Origin of the sequence: Aliiroseovarius sp., from assembly GCF_030148435.1 — a bacterium.
Classification (GTDB): domain Bacteria; phylum Pseudomonadota; class Alphaproteobacteria; order Rhodobacterales; family Rhodobacteraceae; genus JASBTN01.
Genome location: NZ_JASBTN010000081.1, coordinates 111894 through 134386 on the forward strand (window position 1 = coordinate 111894; position 22493 = coordinate 134386).

The 22493-nt window shown below is 63.7% G+C and carries 22 protein-coding genes and 1 other RNA gene; 15 read left to right on the forward strand and 8 right to left on the reverse strand.

Features of this window, described 5'->3' with window-relative positions; genetic code table 11:
- The first annotated feature begins 10 nt into the window (after positions 1-10).
- Genes Q1V43_RS15315 through Q1V43_RS15325 form a run of 3 tightly spaced genes read left to right on the forward strand, consistent with a single transcriptional unit; the run spans position 11 to position 2523 of the window.
- Positions 11-1012 carry a 4-hydroxyproline epimerase gene (locus Q1V43_RS15315; RefSeq protein ID WP_300519863.1) on the forward strand — a complete coding sequence of 334 codons (1002 nt, stop codon included), beginning with the start codon at positions 11-13 and terminating at the stop codon, positions 1010-1012.
- Between the two features lie 23 nt (positions 1013-1035).
- Entirely contained in the window at positions 1036-2052 is a 1017-nt protein-coding gene (locus Q1V43_RS15320) for a proline racemase family protein (RefSeq protein WP_300519865.1), read from the forward strand.
- Positions 2053-2523 carry a protein phosphatase gene (locus Q1V43_RS15325; protein ID WP_300519868.1) on the forward strand — a complete coding sequence of 157 codons (471 nt, stop codon included), beginning with the start codon at positions 2053-2055 and terminating at the stop codon, positions 2521-2523.
- On the opposite strand, the gene Q1V43_RS15330 is transcribed toward Q1V43_RS15325, so the two are convergent.
- From Q1V43_RS15330 to Q1V43_RS15345, 4 genes are all read right to left on the reverse strand, one after another.
- On the reverse strand, positions 2520-2921 hold the full coding sequence (locus Q1V43_RS15330) for an ACT domain-containing protein (RefSeq protein WP_300519871.1): 402 nt from the start codon (positions 2919-2921) through the stop codon (positions 2520-2522). The genes Q1V43_RS15325 and Q1V43_RS15330 overlap by 4 nt on opposite strands.
- A gap of 50 nt (positions 2922-2971) precedes the next feature.
- Positions 2972-4006, reverse strand: coding sequence for a ribosome small subunit-dependent GTPase A (rsgA, locus tag Q1V43_RS15335; RefSeq protein WP_300519874.1), 1035 nt, complete (start codon positions 4004-4006; stop codon positions 2972-2974).
- 244 nt (positions 4007-4250) lie between these two features.
- Positions 4251-4349: signal recognition particle sRNA small type (ffs, locus tag Q1V43_RS15340), an RNA gene on the reverse strand.
- A 59-nt stretch (positions 4350-4408) separates the two neighbouring features.
- Positions 4409-6352 carry a bifunctional 2',3'-cyclic-nucleotide 2'-phosphodiesterase/3'-nucleotidase gene (locus Q1V43_RS15345; protein WP_300519876.1) on the reverse strand — a complete coding sequence of 648 codons (1944 nt, stop codon included), beginning with the start codon at positions 6350-6352 and terminating at the stop codon, positions 4409-4411.
- Between the two features lie 264 nt (positions 6353-6616).
- Between Q1V43_RS15345 and nudC the strand changes: the two genes are divergently transcribed.
- Positions 6617-7576, forward strand: coding sequence for an NAD(+) diphosphatase (gene nudC / locus Q1V43_RS15350; protein WP_300519879.1), 960 nt, complete (start codon positions 6617-6619; stop codon positions 7574-7576).
- A 53-nt stretch (positions 7577-7629) separates the two neighbouring features.
- A complete protein-coding gene (locus tag Q1V43_RS15355; protein ID WP_300519881.1) occupies positions 7630-8091 on the forward strand; it encodes an SRPBCC family protein in 462 nt (153 codons plus the stop codon).
- Between the two features lie 59 nt (positions 8092-8150).
- On the opposite strand, the gene Q1V43_RS15360 is transcribed toward Q1V43_RS15355, so the two are convergent.
- Positions 8151-8987, reverse strand: coding sequence for a prephenate dehydratase (locus Q1V43_RS15360; RefSeq protein ID WP_300519884.1), 837 nt, complete (start codon positions 8985-8987; stop codon positions 8151-8153).
- Positions 8988-9108: 121 nt separating this feature from the next.
- Here Q1V43_RS15360 and Q1V43_RS15365 point away from each other — a divergent pair, with 121 nt between their 5' ends.
- From Q1V43_RS15365 to Q1V43_RS15385, 5 genes are all read left to right on the forward strand, one after another.
- The gene (locus Q1V43_RS15365) at positions 9109-9639 is read left to right on the forward strand and encodes a cytochrome c family protein (RefSeq protein ID WP_300519886.1); all 531 of its coding nucleotides are present in this window, start codon (positions 9109-9111) and stop codon (positions 9637-9639) included.
- Positions 9640-9875: 236 nt separating this feature from the next.
- Entirely contained in the window at positions 9876-11783 is a 1908-nt protein-coding gene (locus tag Q1V43_RS15370) for an extracellular solute-binding protein (RefSeq protein WP_300519889.1), read from the forward strand.
- A 37-nt stretch (positions 11784-11820) separates the two neighbouring features.
- Positions 11821-12981, forward strand: a complete 1161-nt coding sequence (locus Q1V43_RS15375; protein WP_300519892.1) for an ABC transporter permease subunit — start codon at positions 11821-11823, stop codon at positions 12979-12981.
- Complete coding sequence (locus Q1V43_RS15380) at positions 12978-14084, forward strand: ABC transporter permease (protein ID WP_300519895.1); 1107 nt, start codon at positions 12978-12980, stop codon at positions 14082-14084. The genes Q1V43_RS15375 and Q1V43_RS15380 overlap by 4 nt, the downstream gene beginning before the upstream one ends.
- Entirely contained in the window at positions 14081-15688 is a 1608-nt protein-coding gene (locus Q1V43_RS15385; RefSeq protein WP_300519897.1) for an ABC transporter ATP-binding protein, read from the forward strand. The genes Q1V43_RS15380 and Q1V43_RS15385 overlap by 4 nt, the downstream gene beginning before the upstream one ends.
- A 28-nt stretch (positions 15689-15716) precedes the next feature.
- Here the strand turns inward: Q1V43_RS15385 and Q1V43_RS15390 are convergent, their stop codons facing one another.
- Entirely contained in the window at positions 15717-17123 is a 1407-nt protein-coding gene (locus tag Q1V43_RS15390; RefSeq protein WP_300519899.1) for a serine hydrolase, read from the reverse strand.
- A 231-nt stretch (positions 17124-17354) separates the two neighbouring features.
- Positions 17355-18056 (reverse strand): HAD family hydrolase, encoded by a 702-nt coding sequence (locus Q1V43_RS15395; RefSeq protein ID WP_300519901.1) that lies wholly within the window; start codon positions 18054-18056, stop codon positions 17355-17357.
- Positions 18057-18179: 123 nt separating this feature from the next.
- Between Q1V43_RS15395 and clpS the strand changes: the two genes are divergently transcribed.
- The 3 genes from clpS to Q1V43_RS15410 are packed head-to-tail and all read left to right on the forward strand — an operon-like array spanning position 18180 to position 20354.
- Positions 18180-18500: an ATP-dependent Clp protease adapter ClpS gene (clpS, locus tag Q1V43_RS15400; protein ID WP_300520126.1), complete on the forward strand. Its 321-nt coding sequence runs from the start codon at positions 18180-18182 to the stop codon at positions 18498-18500.
- Positions 18501-18505: 5 nt separating this feature from the next.
- A complete protein-coding gene (locus Q1V43_RS15405) occupies positions 18506-19489 on the forward strand; it encodes a class I SAM-dependent methyltransferase (protein WP_300519903.1) in 984 nt (327 codons plus the stop codon).
- Between the two features lie 37 nt (positions 19490-19526).
- Positions 19527-20354: an SDR family oxidoreductase gene (locus Q1V43_RS15410; protein WP_300519904.1), complete on the forward strand. Its 828-nt coding sequence runs from the start codon at positions 19527-19529 to the stop codon at positions 20352-20354.
- A 12-nt stretch (positions 20355-20366) separates the two neighbouring features.
- Here the strand turns inward: Q1V43_RS15410 and Q1V43_RS15415 are convergent, their stop codons facing one another.
- On the reverse strand, positions 20367-20729 hold the full coding sequence (locus Q1V43_RS15415; RefSeq protein WP_300519907.1) for a hypothetical protein: 363 nt from the start codon (positions 20727-20729) through the stop codon (positions 20367-20369).
- 109 nt (positions 20730-20838) lie between these two features.
- Between Q1V43_RS15415 and hemF the strand changes: the two genes are divergently transcribed.
- The gene (gene hemF, locus Q1V43_RS15420; RefSeq protein WP_300519909.1) at positions 20839-21729 is read left to right on the forward strand and encodes an oxygen-dependent coproporphyrinogen oxidase; all 891 of its coding nucleotides are present in this window, start codon (positions 20839-20841) and stop codon (positions 21727-21729) included.
- Positions 21726-22478, forward strand: a complete 753-nt coding sequence (locus Q1V43_RS15425) for an SDR family oxidoreductase (RefSeq protein ID WP_300519911.1) — start codon at positions 21726-21728, stop codon at positions 22476-22478. The genes hemF and Q1V43_RS15425 overlap by 4 nt, the downstream gene beginning before the upstream one ends.
- Positions 22479-22493: the final 15 nt, after the last annotated feature.

The following is a 22493-nucleotide window of genomic DNA, read 5'->3' on the forward strand; positions in this document are numbered from 1 at the left end:
AGGCGCACACATGACCCAGTACACATTCCAATGCATCGACGGCCATGCCTGCGGCAACCCCGTACGGGTCGTCACCGGCGGGGCGCCGATGCTCAAAGGGGCCACCATGCTGGAACGCCGTGCGCATTTTCTGGCCGAGTTCGACTGGATCCGCACCGGGCTGATGTTCGAGCCGCGCGGCCATGACCAGATGTCGGGCGCGATCCTCTATCCGTCGACGCGGGAGGATTGTGATGTCGCGGTGCTCTATATCGAGACCTCCGGCTGCCTGCCCATGTGTGGCCACGGTACGATCGGCACGGTGACTACGGCGATCGAACACGGGCTTGTTACGCCGCGCACCCCGGGCGTGCTGCGGCTGGACACGCCGGCCGGTCCGGTGGTTGCCGAGTACCGGCTGGAAGGCCGTTTCGTGGCAGAGGTGCGCCTGACCAACGTGCCGTCGTTCCTCTATGCTTCGGGATTGACGGCAGAGGTCGACGGGCTGGGCGAGGTCACGGTGGACGTAGCCTATGGCGGCAATTTCTACGCCATCGTCGGGCCGCAGGACGCGTTCCGCGACATGGCGGACCATACTTCGACCGAGCTGGTCGCCTGGTCGCCCAGGCTGCGCGCGGCGCTGAACGCGGAATATGACTTCATCCACCCTGAGAAACCCGAGATCGCCGGGCTTTCCCATATCCTCTGGACCGGCGCTCCGACCCGGCCCGGTGTCACTGCCCGCAACGCGGTCTTTTATGGCGACAAGGCGATCGACCGCTCGCCCTGCGGCACCGGCACCTCGGCCCGCATGGCGCAATGGGCGGCGCAGGGCAGACTTGGCGTGAGCGACAGCTTCGTGCATGAAAGCATCATCGGCTCGCTGTTTCATGGTCGGGTCGAGGGCACCGCCCGCGTGGGAGGCCACAACGCCATCATACCGTCCATCGGCGGCTGGGCCCGTGTAACCGGGTTCAACACCATCTTCATCGACCCGCGCGATCCCTACGCGCACGGGTTCGTCGTAAACTGAACACGGCCACAAGGAGAAGAGCCATGCGCACATCGAAAGTGATCCACGTGGTCTCGGCCCATGCCGAAGGCGAGGTGGGCGATGTCATCGTCGGCGGTGTTGCGCCGCCGCCGGGCGACACGGTCTGGGCGCAGCGCGCCTGGATCGCCCGTGACGAGACCCTGCGAAATTTCGTCCTGAACGAGCCGCGCGGTGGCGTGTTTCGCCACGTGAACCTGTTGGTGCCGCCGAAACACCCGGAGGCGGATGCCGCCTGGATCGTCATGGAGCCGGAGGATACGCCGCCCATGTCCGGCTCGAACTCGATTTGTGTTTCTACAGTGCTGCTGGACAGCGGCATCCTGCCCATGTCCGAGCCGGTGACAGAACTGACTCTCGAAGCCCCCGGTGGGCTGGTGCGGGTGCGTGCGGAATGCGCGGGCGGTAAGGCCCGGCGCATTACCGTGCAGAACCTGCCGTCCTTCGCGCAGCATCTGGATGCCACGTTGGAGGTTGAAGGGCTGGGCACGCTAACCGTGGACACGGGCTTTGGCGGTGACAGTTTCGTGATTGTCGATGCCCCGGCACTGGGCTTTGCGATCACCCCGGACGAGGCCGGTGACATTGCCCGGCTGGGGGTGAAGATCACCAATGCCGCCAATGAACAGCTGGGTTTTACCCATCCGACAAATCCGGATTGGAAACACATCAGCTTCTGCAATTTCGTGACCCCGGTGGTTGAGGGGCAGGCGCGTTCGGCGGTGGCGATCCAGCCGGGCAAGATCGACCGTTCACCCTGCGGCACCGGCGTGTCGGCACGCATGGCGGTATTGGCCGCGAAGGGGCTGATGGGGGAGGGCGATGTGATTTCCACCCGCTCGATCATTGACGGGCAGTTCACCGGGCGCATTGCCGGAATGGTCGACCTGAACGGCACCCCGGCGATCATTCCCGAGATTTCGGGCCGCGCCTGGATCACCGGCACGCATCAGCACATGCTGGACCCGGAGGACCCCTGGCCGGGCGGCTATCGCCTGACCGACACCTGGGGTGCCCGGTAGGTGCCCGACGGCTTCGCCATCCACCAGCTGCCCGCCGGAGGCGGATGGCTGGGCATCTGTCCCCTGCCTCGGGCGGGAGATCTGCCGGTGCTGCTGGACTGGGCGCCGGACCTTGTGCTGTCGATGACCGAGATCGAGGAGATGGCGCAGCTTGGTGCCGGTGGTCTTGGCGAAGCCCTGAAGGGCGCCGGGATCCATTGGCGCCACCTGCCGATCCGTGATTTTGGCGTGCCGCCGACCGAGATACAGACCGTCTGGCCGATGGTTTCCGCCCGAGCGCACGAAATTCTTGCGGATGGCGGCAAGGTGCTGGCCCATTGCCGGGGCGGCTGCGGACGCTCGGGCATGGTGCTTCTGCGGCTGATGGTCGAACTGGGCGAGGCGCCGGACGCCGCCCTGACCCGCCTGCGAGCGGTCCGTTCCTGTGCGGTCGAAACCGAAGCGCAGCGGCTCTGGGCCGAACGGGTTTAACCCGCCTCTTCGGCGATCCGCGCCAGTATTTCCATCGCCTCCGCCTCGCGCCCCTCGGGGACGAAGAGGTGATCGTGAAAGAATCCCGACACCGGGTTCACCCCCATGCCATGGCGGGCAAGCTCGGTGGCAATCCGGGCGATGAAGCCGACCGCTTCCAGCGAGGAATGCACATCCAGTGTGATCATGCGGCAGGGAAACTCCCAGGACAGCCCGTGGGCTTCGGCCTCGGATTGCAGGCAGATAAGCGTCGTGCCCTCGGCTTCGCGAAACGCCATGCGCGGGGACAGGCCTGCAGGCAGGCGCCCTTCCGGCAGGGTCACAAAGACATAAGTCCCCTCAACCAGCCGGGCCGAGAGGGTGGCAAGCAATGCGTTCAGATCGGTTTCGCCGGACATCGCGCCCCCCATGAAAAACGCCCGCCAGCGGTGCCGGCGGGCGCCGATATTTACCGCCCCTTGCGCTTGTGGGACTGTTTCACAACGCCTTTGACCATCTTGGCAAAAGCTTTTCCCTTCGCCCGGTTCTGGGCAATCGTTTCGGTGTTGCGGTTGTCCTCGGCCAACAGTTTGCGCCAGCGGTCCAGTCGCTCGGGATCAAGCGACCCGTCCTCCAGCGCCGCCTTGACCGCGCAGCCAGGTTCCGTCTCGTGCTCGCAATTGGTGAACTTGCAATTGGTCGCCAGCTCCAGGATGTCGGCATAGAGCACCTCGATCCCCTCGCTGCTTTCCTCCAGCCGAAGCGCGCGCATGCCCGGCGTGTCGATGATCCAGCCACCGTTTTCCATCCGTTTGAGCGTGCGGGCGGTGGTCACGTGGCGGCCCTTGGCGTCGTCCTCCCGGACCGCGCCGGTGGCGGCATCCCCGCCGGTCAGCCTGTTGGTCAGCGTGGTCTTGCCAACGCCGGAACTGCCCAGCAGAGCGGCGGTCTGGCCGGGTTTCACCCAGTCCGCCATACGCGCGGCGTCGCCTGCGTCCTTGGCATTCACGACCAGCACGGTCAGCATCGGATCCAGGCTCCGCGCCTGACGTTCATAGTCGCCGGGATCGTCGCAGAGGTCCGGTTTGGTCAGTACCAGAACCGGCCAGGCGCCCGCGTCATGGGCCAGCGCCAGGTAGCGCTCCAGCCGCGCGATGTTGAAATCCGCATTGCAGCTCGACACGATGAACAGCGTGTCCACATTGGCCGCGATCAACTGCACCTTTGCTTCGCGCCCGGCGGCGCGGCGGTGCAGCAGGGTCTGGCGATCCAGAAGCGCATGCACATGGTCCTGACCGTTGGCCAACACCCAGTCGCCGACGGCGAAATCGCCGGTCGAGGCACCGGGGGTCAGCAGCACGCGCGGGCCGTCGGGGCCAAGCGCGACAAGGCGGTCATAATGCACCTCGCTGATGCGCAGGGGCGTTAGGTCGGTGGGGTCATGTTGCGCGAATTGCGCGGCGAAATGGGGGGACCATCCAAGGTCCGAAAGAGTCAGGGTCATTGCTCTGCCTGTCTAACATAAAAATCGACACCGCCCGCGCGCTCGCGGCGGGGGTGAGAAGGGGTCAGGCAGGAAATGGGGCTATCCCGTCAGAAACGGCCTGCCCGAAGGGCGGTTGCAACAATCATCAATGGCCCTCCGTGTTTGGCAGCGGGCAGGTGGCCCGGTTTCCTCAAAACAGGCTCTCGTTGGATTCTGCGAATTCAACTGACGCCCGACGCGCATGTGCTGCGCACATGCGCTTGGGTGAGAGGTTGGACATCGACCCAAGCGGGGCTCGTTGTGGCTGCTACCTTCCGGTCCTGACCAGGTTGGCGAGGCGCTTGCCCGCGCCAACCCCTCGCTGCCCATATAGGCCGGGAGTCGCGAGGATGCAAGATAGTGTGCGCGACAGCCCGGCAATCAGAAAGTCAGCCGGAATTGCTGAAACCCGCTCGGCAGCCGGGCCAGGGGGGACAGGTGCAAACCCGCTGCGGCCTTGTCGATCTCCTGCGCCAGTGGCAATGCGCGCGGGCTGCAATCGAGCGTTGCCGTTGTGCCGTGTGCGGCGGTCAGGCGCCAATGGGGGTCGGGTGCATGGTCCGTCACCGGGCCCTCGCGGACATGATCGCGCAGGATGTCGCGAATGCAGTCGCCCGCGCCCAGCACCTCCTCGGCCACGTCGGGCCGAGGATAGCGCCCTCCACCGCTGGCCCGAAAGCCGTTGGTGATCAACAGGAATTCCATATTGTCGCGCACCGGCGTCCCTCTGTGAGACAGGCCCTGAACGCGCCCGGAGGCAGCAGTTCTGCAAAGCGGCGCTCCCCGCGGGGTGTAGAGGGGCGCTCGGGCCAGATCGATCTGGTACTCCAGCCCCAGGACCGTCTCGTGGAGGTAACTGGGTGTGGACGGGTCGATCAGCGGCTGGTCGGGGCGATTCGGGTCCAGCCGGTTGAACACCGAGGCCGCGCGTTCCAGCCAGTCGCGCATCATGGCCCCGGTCACTTTCAACGCAACAAGGTCATTCGGATAAAGGTAGAGGTCCGCAATGGCCCGCAGGGTCAGTTCCCCGGCCGGTACGTCGGTATAGTGGTCCGGTCCGCCAATGCCGCCGCATTTCAGGGCGGAGGCCGAGGACAGGATCGGCAGCGAGGCATGTGGCGTGCCAGTCAACACCCGGGCCACAAAGTCGCGCTGGGCACGCTGCACCAGTTGGACAGCCGCATTGGGGGCGATCAGAGAGAAATAGCTGTGCAACCGCTGCGCGCTCTGCCCGACCGGGGTGCGCACATAGTGCAATGTTCTTGTGTGGTCAGGCGCCAAAGCGCGACGGATGTCCGGGTCTGCGGGGGCCGTCGCCCGAACCTGCCCGTCCGCGCCGCGCTGATAGGTGGCGCGCAGTTCGGCCCGGTCTGCCGCGACCCGCCAGCAATCGCCGTCATGGACCAGATCCAGGTCGATCACACCGAGGTGCGAGCCCCAGAACCCGGGTATGACCACCGGCACGCCGTTGACATGCCCGGTATCCGGCGACACCCCGGAATGTGGAGGGGAGGGCCGAGGACCGGGAAAGACCTGATGGGCGTGACCGCCGACGATGGCGTCGATCCCTTCGACTTCCGACAGGGGAACAAGCGCGTTTTCCTGGCCCGGATGATGCTCTGCCTCGCCAATTCCGGTATGGGCCAGAACCAGGACCAGGTCCGCGCCATCCGCGCGCAGTTTCGGGACGAGCCGTCGCGCGACCTCAACGATGTCGCCGGTTTCGGGAGGGGTTTTCAGCGTATGTCGCGGGCGAATCGAATGGGGTGGCAGAAAGCCGAGAACCCCGATGCGCAATGTGCGGGCGACGCCTTCCGCCGTGTGAACCTGCCGTGTGAGGATCGTGTAGGGCGGCAGGAAGCGGGCCGTGACCCCGTGTCCCGGCGGGCGGTCGAGATTAGCCAGCACAAGCGGAAATTCCGCCTGTTCCAGCACCCGTTCCAACCAGGCGAACCCATGATCGAAGTCGTGGTTTCCCAAAGTGGCCGCGTCATAGCCCAGTGCGTTCATCACCGATATCATCGGGTGCGGTTCGCCGCCCCCGTCACCAGGCCGGGCCATGCGCTGGGCGAATTCGTCGTCCATCGGTGTGCCGGTCAGGAAGTCTCCGTTGTCGACCAGCAGACAGGCGGCGGACACGGCTGCGGCTTCGGCCCGGGCGGCGTGGATCAGGCTGGCGGTGCGGGCAAGCCCGCGTGTCTGGGATGCGCTGTCGGTAAAGTAGTCATACGGCAGAATATGCATGTGCAAGTCGGTCGTCGCGAGAATGCGCAACCTTGCCCGCCCCGCCCCCTCAGCGCCATGCGCGTGATCTGCGTTGTCCAATCGGTCTTTCCCAGTCTTTCAACCTCTCGCGACGGCGGGAGGGTGGTGTATTGCTGTCTCTGCTCAACAGCCTAGCCCGTCTGTATGGGCAACGCCATATCGGGCGAGCAACTTTTGCTGCTTTCCTCTATAGGTTGAATTGAGGTGTAAGGCCCGCCACGCGCCGGTGCTGCGGCCCCGCTGATGTAGAGACAGGTTTACCTTTGGCCCCCGATCGTTAGGCTGCGCGTGAAACACGCAGGACCGCCAGAAGGAAGCCAGCCGATGCGCCATGCAGAAACCGTGACGTTCGGAGGGGGCGGGCTGGACCGCGCCGCCCATCTGCGCGGGCGTCCGGAGGAACTGGCCGCCTATGAGGCGGCTATCATACCGATGTGGAAAGGCCGCCCCGCCTTCCTGCCTGACGGGGGGGACGGGCAACGGCTTGTACGTGTTGCAGCCGGGCACACGGTATTGGGCCCGGCCAGGCAATCGCCTGTTTTTCTGGGTCTTGATGGCAACAAGTCAATGTTTGCACAAGATATTTCTGCCTGGAAGCCAGAAGGCGAGCAACCTGATCCCACATTGTTCTTCGATGCCAGCGAACAGCCGCATCCGGCGCTTCCGGCCGATGCCCGCTTTGCCGAGCTGCGCGGGCGGATGGCGCTGCTGTCACCGCTGGATGCCGAACTGGCCGCCACTGCCCGCTCAATTCTCAGCTGGCACCGCAGCCATCGGTTCTGTGCGGCCTGCGGGCAACCCAGCGATATGGTGCAGTCCGGTTGGCAGCGCGGCTGCCTGGACTGCGGTACACAGCATTTCCCCCGCACGGATCCGGTAGTGATCATGTTGGTGACACGCGGGAATTCGGTCCTGCTGGGGCGCTCGCCGGGCTGGCCGGAGGGCATGTATTCGCTGCTGGCCGGTTTCCTGGAGCCGGGCGAGACGATCGAGGCCGCGGTGCGCCGCGAAGTGTACGAAGAGGCCGGTGTGCAGGTGGGGCAGGTCGGCTACCTCGCCTCGCAGCCCTGGCCCTATCCCTCGTCGCTGATGATTGGCTGCCACGCCGAGGCGCTGGATACGGAAATCACCCTAGACCCCGCCGAGCTTGACCATGCGTTCTGGGTCACGCGCGAGGAGGTTCTGCGGGCCTTCGCCGGAGGGCACCCGGTGGTGCGCCCGCCCAGAAAGGGGGCGATTGCGCATTTTCTTCTTCAGAACTGGCTTGCGGACAAATTGGAATAGGACCAGAATCCGCGCGCCATGGCTGATAAGAGCAGGAAAGAAGTGAGGCTTTCATGAAACTGTCCACCCGCGAGGATATTGCCGCTCCGATTGATACGGTCTTTGCCGAGCTTTCCGATTTCGACGGATTCGAACGCGCTGCGTTGCGGCGCGGGGCCGAGGTTGTCCGCACGGATGGCAGCGGCATGGTCGGCGTCGGCATGACCTGGCGCGCGCAGTTCCCCTTTCGCAGCCGTGAACGTGTGGCCGACCTGACGCTGGTCGAGTTCGATCGACCCAACGGGTTGAAGGTCTTTTCCCAGTTGTCCGGAGTCGAGGCCGAAATCGTGGTTGACCTGGTGGCCCTGTCACGCAGTCGCACCCGCATGGCCATGTCCGTGGACATGCGTCCGAAGTCGATCCCGGCGCGGTTGATGATCCAGTCGATGAAACTGGCCAAGAGCAACCTGACCAAACGGTTCAAGAAACGCATTGCGGATTATGCCACGCTGATCGAGGACCGCCACGCGACCTGAGCCGCGCCTGCCCCTGACATTCCATTTTGAACCCCATGGTGGCCGGTCCCAGCGTGGTGTCAGTGCCGCTTGGGGTCCGCGGGATAGGTGCCCAGAATGTCCATCTGCGAGGTGAAGTAGCTCAGCTCTTCCAGGGCCAGTTGCACGTTGCGGTCGTCCGGGTGCCCTTCGATATCCGCATAGAACTGGGTGGCCGAGAAAGAGCCGTCGACCATGTAGCTTTCCAGCTTGGTCATGTTCACGCCGTTCGTGGCAAAGCCGCCCATCGCCTTGTAGAGGGCGGCGGGAATATTGCGCACCCGGAAGACGAAACTGGTCATCATGCCATGCTCGCCCCCGCGCCGGCGCAAGTCGGGTTCACGCGCCATCAACAGAAAGCGCGTGGTGTTGTGGGCGTGATCCTCGATGTGGCGGGCCAGGATGTGCAGACCGTTCAGCTCGGCGGCCAGGTCCGAGGCCAGGACACCCTCGGTCCCGCTGCCGGAACGCGCCAGTTCCTCGGCCGCGCCCGCACTGTCGGCCGCCGCTTCGCCCTTGATCCCGTATTGCTTCAGAAAGCCCGCGCTTTGCGGCAGCAGCACCAGATGCGCGCGCACCCTCTCGATATCTTCGATCTGCACGCCGGGATTGGCCATCAGGCTGATGTGTACGCGCACGAAGGCTTCTTCGACGATATGCAGCCCGCTTTCCGGCATCAGCCGGTGAATGTCCGCCACACGGCCATAGGTCGAGTTTTCGACCGGCAGCATGGCCATGTCCGCCTCGCCCTTCTGAACCGCACTGATTGCGTCTTCGAAAGTGTGGCAAGGCAGGGGCTCCATGTCAGGCCGCGCGTCGCGACAGGCCTGGTGGGAATAGGCGCCAGGTTCCCCCTGGAAAGCAATTCGTCCGGTCATTTTCGCCCCTCCTCCGGAATGTTTGCGCCGAAAGGCGCGGCTGAAAGCTGTCATACCGCTTGATATTGAGGAACGGAAGCGGCTAGAAGGCTTGGAAAATCTGGACGAGACGGAACGCGACATGTTCGACACAATGACTATCACCAAGCTAGGCGGCGGCGTACTTGGCGCGCTGCTGTTCTTCCTGCTGGGCAACTGGGCCGCCGAAAGCCTTTATCACACGGCTCCCGCCGCGTATGGCGACAAAGAACCGACCATGGGTTATAAAATTTCTACCGGCGGGGATGCGCCCGCCACCGAGGAAGTGGCCGAAGAAGGCCCGAGCTTCGAAGAGTTGCTGGCCGCGGCCGACCCGGCCAAGGGCGAGAAGGTCTTTTCGAAATGCAAGGCCTGCCACAAGCTGACGGATGGCGCCAACACTACCGGCCCGCACCTCTTTGGCATTTTCGACCGCGCCATCGGCTCGGTTGACGGCTTCGGCTACTCCGATGCGGTTGCTGGATTGGGCGGCAACTGGGGTGTCGATGAACTGAATGCCTTCATCGAGAACCCGAAGGGCTATGCGCCGGGCACCAAGATGTCGTTCAAGGGCATCTCGAAACCCACCGACCGCGCCAACCTGATTACCTTCCTGCAGACGATCGGCGGCTGACCGTCACCGGACGCGCCGAAACAGATGTACACTGGGGCCCGTTGCAGAACGCAGCGGGCCCTTCGCTTTTGGAAGGGTTGAGTTTTCCTGCGGGCGGCCAATTGCCGATCTGTCTTCCGGCGCAAGCCGCAATCACGCTTTGTTCACCAATTCGCACCTTGAATGTACGTGGGTCGCGGCTTTAGCTTGGATTAGAACAAAATCACGCGCAAAGCGCATATGACGGAGGAGAGCACATGCGCCAGACGCACCGCGCCACGGCCATTTCCAGGTCTACCGATTTCCGCCCGGTCCTGCTGGGACTGGCCGCCGGGGCGGTTCTCATCCTCTCCACCGCCCTGAGCGCCAAGGCCCAAGGCACCACAATCTCCCATGGCTATTCGAATTTCGGCGCGCTGAAATACCCGGCGGACATGGCCTATCTGGACTATGTGAACCCCGACGCCCCGAAAGGGGGCGAGATCTCGATCTCGGCCCAGGGCACATTCGACAGTTTCAACCTCTACGCGCGCAAGGGCGTGCCTGCGGCGCAGTCGACCATTGCCAGCGAATCCCTGCTGACGGCGACCGCAGATGACCCCTATGGCACCTACTGCATGCTTTGCGAGACGATGGAATATCCCGATGACCTGAAATGGGTCATCTTCAACCTCCGCAAGGATGTGACATTCGCCGACGGCACGCCGATGACCGCAGAGGACGTGGCCTTCAGCTACAACCTTTTCGTGACCCAGGGCATTGCCGAATACCGCGCCATCGTGTCGGGCGTGGTCGAGAATGTCGAGGTGCTGGGGCCGTACCAGATTCGTTTTACCTTCAACGACAACGTGCCGAAACGCGAGCGGCTCAGCTTTCCGGGTGGCACACCAGTCTTTTCCAAGGCCTGGTTCGAAGAAACCGGCGCGCGACTGGATGAAAGCTCGGACCAGCTGTTCATGTCCACCGGTGCCTATGTGCTGGATGAATACGAGATCAACCGCCGCGTGGTCTACAAACGCAACCCGGACTATTGGGGTGCCGATCACCCTATGCAGATCGGCCGTAACAATTTCGACAGGATTCGGATCGAATATTTCGCCGATGGCACCGCGGCTTTCGAGGGCTTTACTGCAGGCGTCTACACGATGCGGATCGAGAACTCGTCGTTGCTCTGGGCGACGAGCTATGATTTCCCCGGAGTGCAGAAGGGGAACGTGATCAAGGCCGAATTTCCGGACGGATCGGTCGGCACGGCGCAGTCCTTTGTTTTCAACCTCGACCGCCCGAACTGGCAGGATCCGCGTGTGCGTGAGGCCGTGGGCATGATGTTCAATTTCGAATGGTCGAACGAGACCTTGTTCTACGGGCTCTATACCCGGGTCGACAGTTTCTGGCCGGGCACCGATCTGGCGGCCACCGGTGTGCCGACGCAGGAAGAGATCGCCCTGTTGCAGCCGCTGGTGGACGAGGGGCTGATGCCCGCCTCGGTCCTGACCGACGAGGCGCAGGTGCCGCCGGTCCTTGACGGCGATCGCAACCGGCCCGACCGCCGCAGCTTCCGCGCGGCCTCGGCCCTGCTGGACGAGGCCGGGTGGGAAATCGGCGATGACGGCAAGCGCCGCAATGCGGCGGGCGAGGTGCTGACTCTGGACATCCTCAGCGTCAGCCCGCTGTTCGACCGGATCATCAACCCCTATGTCGAAAACCTGACCCGTCTGGGCATCGAGGCCAAGCTCGACCGGGTTGACAACGCGCAATATGTCGAACGCCGCCGCTCGGGCGATTTCGACCTGGTGAACCATGGATTCTCAATGGGATTTGAGCCGGGCATCGGGCTGGAGCAATGGTTTGCCTCCAAGACCGCCGATGACAGCTCGCGCAACCTGATGCGGCTACGCAATCCGGCGGTGGACCGGCTGCTGCCCAAGGTGGTCGAAGCCACGACGCTGGACGAGCTGCGGACCTCGGTTCACGCGCTTGACCGTGTCCTGCGCTACATCGGCTTTACCGTGCCGCAATGGTACAAGGATGTGCACACGGTCGCCTATTACGACATGTTCGGCCGTCCCGAGGCTTTGCCACCGCTTGACCCGGGGTTGCTGGACATCTGGTGGTATGACGCCGAAAAACACGAGGCCCTGAAGGCCGCCGGCGCGCTGCGCTGACCCCGACACGGACAACGACACAGGCAAGGACAACGCGATGGGCGCCTATATCCTCAGGCGATTGCTGCTGATCATTCCGACGCTGATCGGGATCATGATCGCGAATTTCGCGCTGACCCAGTTCGTGCCCGGCGGCCCGATCGAACAGATCATCGCCGAGTTCGAAGGCTCGGGTGACGTGTTTGAATCGATCTCGGGCGGGACCGGCGATGCAGGGTCCGGCGGCAATGGGTCCGGCAGCGACGAAGGCTATCTGGGCGGACGTGGCCTGCCCAAGGAGTTCCTGGACGAGCTGAAGGTCGAAATGGGCTTTGCCCGCATTGTCTGCGAGGACGGGTTCGAGGGTGAACTTGACGTGAACCACGAGGCCTGTGATTTCGAGGATATCGGCGCGGTCGAACGGTTCTTCACGATGATGAGCCGCTACCTGCGCTTCGATTTCGGCGAAAGCTATTTTCGCTCCGTGGGGGTGCTGGAACTGGTGATGGAGAAGATGCCGGTCTCGATCACCCTGGGCCTCTGGTCGACGCTGATCGCCTATTTGGTTTCGATCCCGCTGGGTATTCGCAAGGCGGTCAAGGACGGCTCGCGTTTCGACACCTGGACCTCGGGCGCGATCATCGTCGCCTACGCGATCCCGGGTTTCCTGTTCGCGATCCTTCTGCTGGTTCTGTTCGCTGGTGGGTCCTATTTCCAGTGGTTCCCGCTCAGGGGCCTCACCTCGGACAATTTCGCCGACCTCAGCCCGCTGGGCAAGGTGGCGGACTATTTCTGGCACATTGCCCTGCCGGTGCTGGCCTCGACCATTTCGGGCTTTGCCACGCTGACGTTGCTGACCAAGAACAGTTTTCTGGACGAGATCAAGAAACACTATGTCACCACCGCCCGCGCCAAGGGGCTGTCCGAGGGCAAGGTGCTTTACGGTCATGTTTTCCGCAACGCCATGCTGATTGTGATCGCCGGCTTCCCTGCGGTGTTCCTGGGCGTGTTCTTCGGCAGTTCGGTCATCATCGAGACACTCTTCTCGCTCGACGGGCTGGGGCGTCTGGGCTTCGAGGCGGCGCTGCAGCGTGACTACCCGGTGATCTTCGGCACGCTCTATTTCTTCGGGTTGATCGGCCTGGTGGTCGGCATCCTGTCGGACCTGATGTATGTGTTCATCGACCCGCGTATCGACTTCGAGGCGAGGGAAACATGAGACTGTCTCCGCTCAACCAGCGCCGCTGGCGCAACTTCCGCCGCAACGGGCGCGCCTTCTGGTCGCTGATCCTCTTCGTGGCACTGTTTACCCTGTCGCTCTTTGCCGAATTCCTGGCGAACGAGAAACCGATCCTGGTCAGCTATCGCGGCGAGTTTTACACGCCAATCTTCAAGTTCTACCCGGAAACGCAATTTGGCGGCGACCTGAAGATCGAGGCGGTCTATCGCGACCCCGAGATCGAATGCCTGATCGTGACCGGCGGGGTAGAGGCCTGCTGGGACGACCCCGAGCTTCTGATCGAGGATGCCGGTGACGGCGTGATCGAAGGCGAGGAGATCCACAGGGGCTGGGTAATCTGGCCGCCGATCCGATATGGGTACAAGACCCCGGCCGATCTGGATGTGCCCGCCCCTTCGGCACCCGATGCCGAACACTGGCTGGGCACCGACGACACCGCGCGTGACGTGCTGGCTCGGGTGATCTATGGGTTCCGCCTGTCGGTCTTCTTCACCATTATCGTGACCATCCTGACCTCGATCATCGGCATTGCGGCCGGTGCGGTGCAGGGCTATTTCGGCGGGCGCACCGACCTTATTTTCCAGCGCGCGCTCGAGATCTTCACCGCGATCCCGTCGCTTTACGTGATCATCATCCTCTTCGCCATCTTCGGGCGCAGTTTCTGGCTGCTGGTCTTTGTCACGGTCCTGTTCGGCTGGCCCGCCCTGGTCGGTGTGGTCCGCGCCGAGTTCCTGCGTGCGCGCAACTTCGAATATGTGCGTGCCGCGCGGGCGCTGGGCGTGTCGAACCGGGTGATCATGGTGCGGCACGTGTTGCCCAATGCGATGGTCGCCACGCTGACGCTGCTGCCCTTCATCATTACCGGTACGATCTCAACCCTGGCGGCCCTGGACTTTCTGGGTTTCGGCCTGCCGTCCTCGTCCCCGTCGCTGGGTGAACTGACCCGTCAGGCCAAGCAGAACCTGCAGGCGCCATGGCTGGGGTTCACCGCCTTCTTCACCTTCTCGATCCTGTTGTCGCTGCTGGTCTTCATCTTCGAAGGCGTGCGCGATGCCTTCGACCCGCGAAAGACCTTCCAATGAGCGTACTTGACGTCAAGGACCTGCGGGTCACTTTCCGCCAGGATGGCCAGGAAAACCCGGCCGTACGGGGGGTGTCCTTTACAATCGGGAAAGGCGAGACCGTCGCACTGGTGGGCGAAAGCGGTTCGGGAAAATCGGTGACGGCGCTGTCTACCGTCGCGCTCCTGCCCGATTCGGCGAAGATTGAAGGCTCGGTCAATTACGAAGGCCGCGAGATGGTCGGTGCCTCCGAGGCCACCCTGCGCCAGGCGCGCGGCAATGACATCAGCTTCATCTTTCAGGAGCCGATGACCTCGCTCAACCCGCTGCACACGATCGAGAAGCAGCTTACCGAGTCGATCGAACTGCACCAGGGGTTGCGCGGCGACAAGGTTCAGGCGCGCATTCTGGAACTGTTGAACAAGGTCGGTATTCGTGACCCGGAATCCCGGCTCAAAAGCTACCCGCACCAGCTTTCGGGTGGGCAGCGCCAGAGGGTCATGATCGCCATGGCGCTGGCCAACGGGCCGGAGCTGTTGATTGCCGATGAACCGACCACGGCACTCGATGTGACGATCCAGGCGCAGATTCTAGACCTGTTGAAGGACCTCAAGGATCGCGAGGGGATGAGCCTGATGTTCATCACCCATGATCTGGGCATCGTGCGAAAGATCGCCGACAAGGTCTGTGTGATGAGGGATGGCGAAGTGGTCGAGGCGGGGCCCACGGCCGAGATTTTCGACAACCCCGCGCATGAGTACACCCGCACCCTGCTGGAGGCGGAGGCCACCGGGCAGCCGTTGCCCGTGCCTGCGGACGCGCCCGAGGTCGCCCAAACTAAGGATCTGCGCATCTGGTTTCCGATCCAGCGCGGGCTCTTGCGCCGCACCGTGGGCCATGTGAAAGCGGTGAATGCGGCCACGTTCCGCGTGCGCGCCGGCGAGACCGTGGGCATCGTCGGTGAAAGCGGCTCGGGCAAGACCACGCTGGCGCTGGCCGTGATGCGGCTGATTTCTTCCGAGGGGCCGGTGGTTTTTCTGGGCGAGGACATCCAGGGGCGCAAATCCCGCGCTCTGGCGCCGCTCAGGCGCGACATGCAGATCGTGTTCCAGGATCCGTTCGGGTCGCTTTCGCCACGCATGACGGTCGAGGAGATCATCGCCGAGGGCCTGACCGTGCACGGGGTGGAACCCGGCCGCAACCGGACCGAGATGGTGGCCGAGATCATGCAGGAGGTCGGGCTGGACCCGGGCACGATGCATCGCTACCCGCATGAATTTTCGGGCGGGCAGCGCCAGCGGATCGCCATCGCCCGGGCAATGATCCTGCGGCCGAAACTGATGGTTCTGGACGAGCCGACCTCGGCGCTGGACATGACCGTGCAGGTGCAGATCGTCGAGCTTCTGCGCAAGCTGCAGGCCGATCACGGGCTGGCCTACCTGTTCATAAGCCATGACCTGCGCGTAGTCCGAGCCCTGTCGCACCAGGTTCTGGTGATGCGGGCAGGCGATGTGGTGGAAAGCGGACCGGTTGACCAGGTCTTTGACGCTCCGCAGACGGATTACACCCGCGCGCTGATGGCAGCGGCCTTCGACATGGAAGTGCGGGAAGGGGCGGCGGACTAGGCGCGCCGCCACCGCTGGCCCCCCCGGGTCAGCCCGGGCCGATGACCTTGCAGGACGCGCTGCGCGCTTCAAGGCGGCGGCAGGCCAGTTCGGCGCCGTCTTCGCTCAGCCCGACGAAATTCGCATGCCAGCCGTCGGGCCGTTTCACCACCTTGCGCAGGGCCTCGTCAAGCGTGCCCAGCTCGTTCAGGGCGGTCTTGAGAAGCAGCCGTTCGGCCTGGTAGCGGGTGGTCATGATACCCACGTTCACGCCCCAATGCCGTCCTCCGGAGGTGGACATGCGGGTTACGATCTCGGGCTCGGCGTCTTTCGCCTGCGGAATGTCCAGCGCGGTCAGGGTAATCGTGGCCGGGCGCGGTTGGGGCGTTGGCGTGGTCCGCGGGGCCGAGGCGGTGGCAATGATGATGTCGGCCTCCGCCACGCGGGCCTCTGGCGTTTCGGCGACGGTCGCTTCGGACTGCGGTTCAACAGCCTCTTCCAAAGCTTCGGCCACGCTGGTTTCCAGTTCGGCTATCAAGGTGGCGGGCACCTCGTCAAGCACCGGGCGCGGGATCGGGCGCGGGCTGGTCGTAGGGGCCACGACCACGCGAATGGTTCTGCCGACCGGCGGTTCAGCCGGACCGGAGCCGCCCCCGCCCTGATAGGCGGGGCGCGCCGGTCGGCGCAGTGCAACACGGGTGGGCGCACGGCGGAAGCCCAGGTCCATCAGCTCGGCCACCTTGGCATTGCGCGAGGCGACGCTGCGCCCGCCGAAGACGGTGGTAATGATGCGCTCGCTGCCACGTTCGGCCGAGGCCACCAGGTTGTAACCCGCGGCGCGGGTGTAGCCGGTCTTGATCCCGTCCGAACCGCGATAGCTTTTCAGGAAGCGCGTGTTGGTATGGGCCACGCGTTTCACGCCGGCATTGGCGGTCAGGCGCGAGAACAGATTGTAATACTGCGGATAGTCATAGAACAGCTGCCGTCCCAGCAAGGTCATGTCGCGGGCCGTCGACAGGTGCCCGCTCTCGGTCAACCCGTGGGCGTTTTTGAAATGCGTGCGCGTCATGCCCATCGACCTTGCGGTGCGGTTCATGCGCCGGGCAAAGGCGGCCTCCGAGCCGGAAATCGCTTCACCGATTGCGGTGGCCGCGTCATTGGCGGACTTGATCGCCGCGGCGCGGATCAGATAGCGCAGCTTTATCTTCTGCCCGCGTCGCAGGCCAAGCTTCGAGGGCGGTTCGGAGGCGGCCTTGGCCGAAACCGTGACCAGGGTGTCCAGGCTGATCTCGCCGTTTTCCACCGCTTCGAAGGCGATGTAGAGCGTCATCATCTTGGTCAGGGAGGCCGGGTGCAGCTGCGTGTCGGCATTGCGCGAATGCAGCACCTTGCCGGAGCGCGCATCCATCACCATCGCCGCATAGGGTGCGGCCAGCGCCGCGCCTTGCGTCAGCATTACGCTCGCGCCCAAAATGATCAGGAAAAACCCGAAACGGGCATTTTGCCCCAGACGTTGTATCACGTCGCCACCTGTACTCTGCCTCGAATGTGCCATGGTCTTGCGCCTGGCTGATTTGCCTGAAGCGTAGCACGTGAATTCGGGTGTTGAAAATGGATTGTTTTCAACGGGTTCAAGCGTGGCTGTGACGCCACGCCCCATATCTTGGGGTAGATGGGCGCGCGGACGCTATATCTGCTCGAATTCCGAGATCAAACCGGGCAGGACACCCAAGTGAGAAATTTCGCGAAAGCGGGAATGCGCAAGTGGCGCTTCGGCCTGTTCGTAGGCCCAGGTCAGATCATGCGGCACATGTACGCCCCAGGCGCCGGCGTCCAGTGCCGGAATGATGTCCGATTTCAAGGAGTTACCGACCATCACCGCTGTCTCCGGCCCTGGATCCGCAAAAGCGGTCAGATAGGTCTGCGTGGATTTGTCGGACACTACGTGAACGCCGTCGAACAAGTCTCCCAGCCCGGATTGGGCCAATTTGCGCTCCTGATCCAGCAGGTCGCCCTTTGTGATCAGCAGGATTTCATGCTGCTCGGCCAGCCGGGCGACGGTTTCGGCGGCATGGGGAAGCAGGTGGATCGGATGGGACAGCATCTCCTGCCCCGCTGCGATCAACTCGCGAATGACGCTGGCGGGAACCTGTTCTTCGGTCACGTCAATGGCGGTTTCGATCATCGACAGGGTGAACCCCTTCACGCCGAAGCCATAGTGGCCGATATTGCGCCGTTCGGCATCCAGCAGCCGTTCGGTCAGGTGATCGGGATCGGTGAAGTCGGCAAGAAGGGCTGCGAATCGCTCCTGCGTCACGCGGAAGAACGCCTCGTTCTGCCACAACGTGTCATCCGCGTCGAAAGCAATTGTTGAGACTTTTGTGCCCATTCTGTATGTGCCTTGCAGGTTTGCCCATGGCTGCCCCTTTTCCGGGACGGCTCATGGGTTATATTGTTTTGCCACATGGTGTCGAACACAAGTCCGGAGACGCGCGTGACCCTGAAGCCTTTCATGATGGCCGGAACACCGGATGACGACGGTGATGCCGCTCTGGCAGTGGCGACCAAGCCCAAGACCAAGCGGCCACCGATGTACAAGGTGTTGCTGCTGAACGACGATTTCACACCGATGGAGTTCGTCGTCATGGTGCTGGAGCGTTTCTTCGGCATGGATCACGCTCAGGCGTTCGAGGTCATGCTGACCGTGCACAAGAAGGGCGTCGCGGTTGTGGGCGTGTTCAGCCACGAAATTGCCGAAACCAAGGTGACACAGGTCATGCAGGCAGCGCGCGACCACCAGCACCCGCTGCAATGCACGATGGAAAAAGAGTAACCCTCGTGTCCTCGTCCCGACTGTCCCTGGCGCTGGAAGGTGCCGTATCGCTGCCCGAACAGGGGCGGATCGCCGTCATGGGGGCGCCCGCGGGGTATGACCTGTCGGCCCTGCCGCGTGATCGGCTTCAGGTGGTGCAGCGGTTCTTTCCGGACCATCTGGCCTGGGCGCGGGCCGGATACGACGTCGCGGTGAACCCGGAAGGGGAATTCTGCGCCGCGCTGGTCGTTGTGCCGCGGGCCAAGGCACAGGCGCGCGCGATGATCGCCGAGGCGCTGCGCATCACCGATGGCGGATTGGTGCTGGTCGAAGGGCAGAAAACGGATGGCATCGACAGCCTGTTGAAATCCCTGAAGAAAGAAGTGTCTATCTCGCAGGTGATTTCCAAGTCCCACGGCAAGCTGGCATGGTTCCGGGGCGGCGCCTTGTCCGGGTGGCAGGCTGTCGAGACCACGTTGCCCGGCGGTTTCGTGACCCGGCCCGGCGTGTTTTCCGCCGACAGGATCGACAAGGGCTCCGAGGCGCTGTTGACCGTTCTGCCGGATGACCTCAGGGGCCATGTGGCCGATCTGGGCGCGGGTTGGGGATACCTGTCGCGTGCGATCCTGGAACGGCCCGGCGTGACCGCTCTGGATCTGGTGGAGGCCGATCACGATGCGCTTGAGTGCGCCCGGCGCAATGTTTCCGACGGGCGTGCCCGCTTCTTCTGGGACGACGCCACCACGTTCGAGCCCCGCGCATTGTGCGATGCTGTCGTCATGAATCCGCCCTTCCACACTGGCCGGTCGGGCGACCCGGAGCTGGGCCGCGCCTTCATTCGCACGGCGGCACGCATCCTGAAACCCTCCGGGCGGTTGATCATGGTTGCCAACCGGCACCTGCCCTATGAACAGGAGCTCGCCAGCCGTTTCGGTCTGGTCGAAGAGCTGGGAGGCACGCCGGGTTTCAAGGTTCTGGCGGCTGCAAAGCCACGTCGCCAGCGGCGCTGACTTGAGCTAGGCTCGGCCAGAGAATCAGGAGGCATCCATGTCGCTATCCATCCAGGGCAAGACCGCCATCATCACCGGCGCGGCCAATGGCGTCGGTCTGGCCATCGCCCGCCACTTCGCCGCCCACGGCGCCAATGTGATCTGTGCGGACAGGGATGAAGAGAAGCTGATCGAGGAATGGGGCGAAAACCCGGATCCGGATGCCGAAGAGACCTCGAGTACCCGCTATTTCGCGGGCGACCTGCGCGAGAAACTGACCATCGCGAACCTGCTGTCGGCCACGATCGACGCCTTTGACCGGGTCGACATCCTGATCAACGCCAGCCGCCAGGTCATGACCGCCGATCCCCTGGACAGCGATGACAAGACGGTTCAGCTGCTCTTGGACCAGAACCTGATGACCAGCCTGCGCCTGAGCCAGGCGGTGGCGGCGCGGATGATCAAGCAGGGCGAGGATCTGGACGCGGATGAACAGGACGAACCGCTGGGTGCCATCGTGAACCTCAGTTCGATCGCCGGCACCCGGACGCAGCCCGGACTGATGGCCTTTTCCATCGCCTCAGCTGCGCTGGACCAGATGACCCGCTCGTTGGCGGTGGCGCTGGCGCCGCATCGAATCCGCGTCAATGCGGTCAGCTTTGGCAGCGTGATGAGCGCGAGCCTGATGGACGCGCTGCGCGAGACGCCGGAACGCCGCGTCGACGTGATCGAAGGCACGCCAATGGGGCGGATCGCCTCGGCCGGGGAAGTCGCCGAAGCGGTGCAATTCCTGTCCTCGGATGGGGCGGGGTTCATGACCGGTCACGTGATGGTCGTCGATGGTGGCCGGTCGCTCTGTGACGTTGTGGGCGACCCGGTCCACTGAGGGGCTGCGACCTCATCCTTCGGGATAGGCCTCCGCGCATTGTGCGACCTCACGTTCCAGAGCCGCCTTGCGTATCTCCAGCGCGTTGAGCTTGGCCTGTTCGGCAGCCTGGTCGATACGTACGCGGTGGTATTGCGGCAAGCTCGATCCCGCGCAGAACCGCACGTCGCCCCGGCGTGAGCAGATCCGGGTTCCGAACACGAAGCCTTGATCCCGTTTTACCAGGCTGTACCCGCGCGAGAGGTTGTCTTGGGCCTCGCGGATCTGAAGATTGATGTCATGCAGGTGACTGCGCGTACGGCTCTCACAGGTCTGACGCTCGCTACAGGCTGCCAGAACCAGCGGTAGGATGACGAACGGGTACAGGCATCGCATGAAGCTTCCCCTTTCCCCAGCAGTCTAACCCCGTCGGGCCCGGGTGGGAAACAGCCGTTTCCCTGTGGGTGAATTCCTGCTAATCCGCTGGGAAAACAGGGGGATCGATATGACCGAGATTATGCAGGACGAAAAGGCCCGCGCCAGTGCCTGGTTCCGCCAGCTGCGTGACGAGATCGTGGCGGCCTTCGAGGCGCTGGAGGACAGGCAGGCAACCGGTCCCTTCGCGGATCAGCCCGCGGGCCGGTTCGAAGTGACCGAAACCAGGCGCGCCTCGGATGATGGCAGCGACGCGGGCGGCGGGCTCATGTCTGTCATGCGCGGTGGCCGGGTCTTTGAAAAGGTCGGCGTCAATGTCTCGACGGTCCATGGCACCCTGGGAAAGGCGGCACAGAAGGCGATGGCCGCGCGCGGTGTGCCGGGCATCGAGGATGACCCGCGGTTCTGGGCTTCCGGCATCAGCCTGGTCGCCCATATGCAGAACCCGCACAGCCCCGCCGTACACATGAACACGCGCATGTTCTGGACCCCCGGTGCCTGGTGGTTCGGCGGCGGCAGCGACCTGAACCCCTGTATCGAATATGACGAGGACACCGCGCATTTCCACGCGGTGCAGAAACAGTATCTGGATCCACATGGGACCGACCTCTACCCCGAGCTGAAGGCCTGGGCGGACGAGTATTTCTTTATTCCCCACCGGGGCTGCGCGCGGGGTGTCGGCGGCATCTTCATGGATGACCGCAACACAGGAGACTGGCAGGCCGATTTCGCCCTGACCCAGGACATTGGCCGCGCCTTCCTGCCCGCCTTCCTGCCCGTTGCCGAACGGCGTATGAACACGCCCTGGACCGAGGAGGACAAGGATGTGCAATTGGTGCATCGTGGGCTCTATGCCGAATACAACCTGGTCTGGGATCGCGGCACCAAGTTCGGTCTTGCCACCGGCCATGACGCCAACGCGGTGCTGATGAGCCTGCCGCCGATGGCAAAATGGGTATGAGCATGAAGCTGGCAGTTGTGACCGGCGCCGCCCGAGGGATTGGCCTCGCCACCGCGAAACTCTTCCTTGAGGAGGGCTGGCAGGTCGCGATGATCGACCGGGATGGGCCCGCCCTGGGGGCGGCCTGCGAAGGATTGGAGGGCGTTCTGCCGATCCTCTGTGACGTCTCGCGACCCGATCAAGTCGCGGCGATGGTGGAGGAGATCATGTCCGGTCCCGGCCGCATCGACGCGCTGGTAAACAACGCCGGAGTGGCAGATTTCGGCCCAATCGCCGAGACCGACCTGGCGCGTTGGCGCCGGGTGATGGAAACGAACCTGGACGGGGTGTTCCTGACCTCGCAGGCCTGTCTGGAGGCGCTGAAATCGTCAAACGGCGCAATCGTCAATATCGGCTCGATCTCTGGACACCGCGCCAGCACCCTGCGCGTGGCCTATGGCACGTCGAAGGCCGCGGTCATGCATCTGACCCAGCAGCAGGCGGCAGAACTGGGCGAGTTCGGCATCCGCGCCAACTGTGTCTGCCCCGGCCCGGTGCGCACCAAATTGGCCATGGCCGTGCATACGCAGGACATTATCGACGCCTATCACGACGCCATCCCTCTGAATCGTTATGGTTCTGAACGGGAGATCGCTGAGGTCATAACCTTCCTCTGCTCGGACAGGGCGTCCTACGTTACCGGTCAGATCGTCAGTGTGGACGGTGGTTTCGAAAGCACAGGCATCGGGCTGCCTGCACTCAGGTCATAGAAATTTCCGACCGGC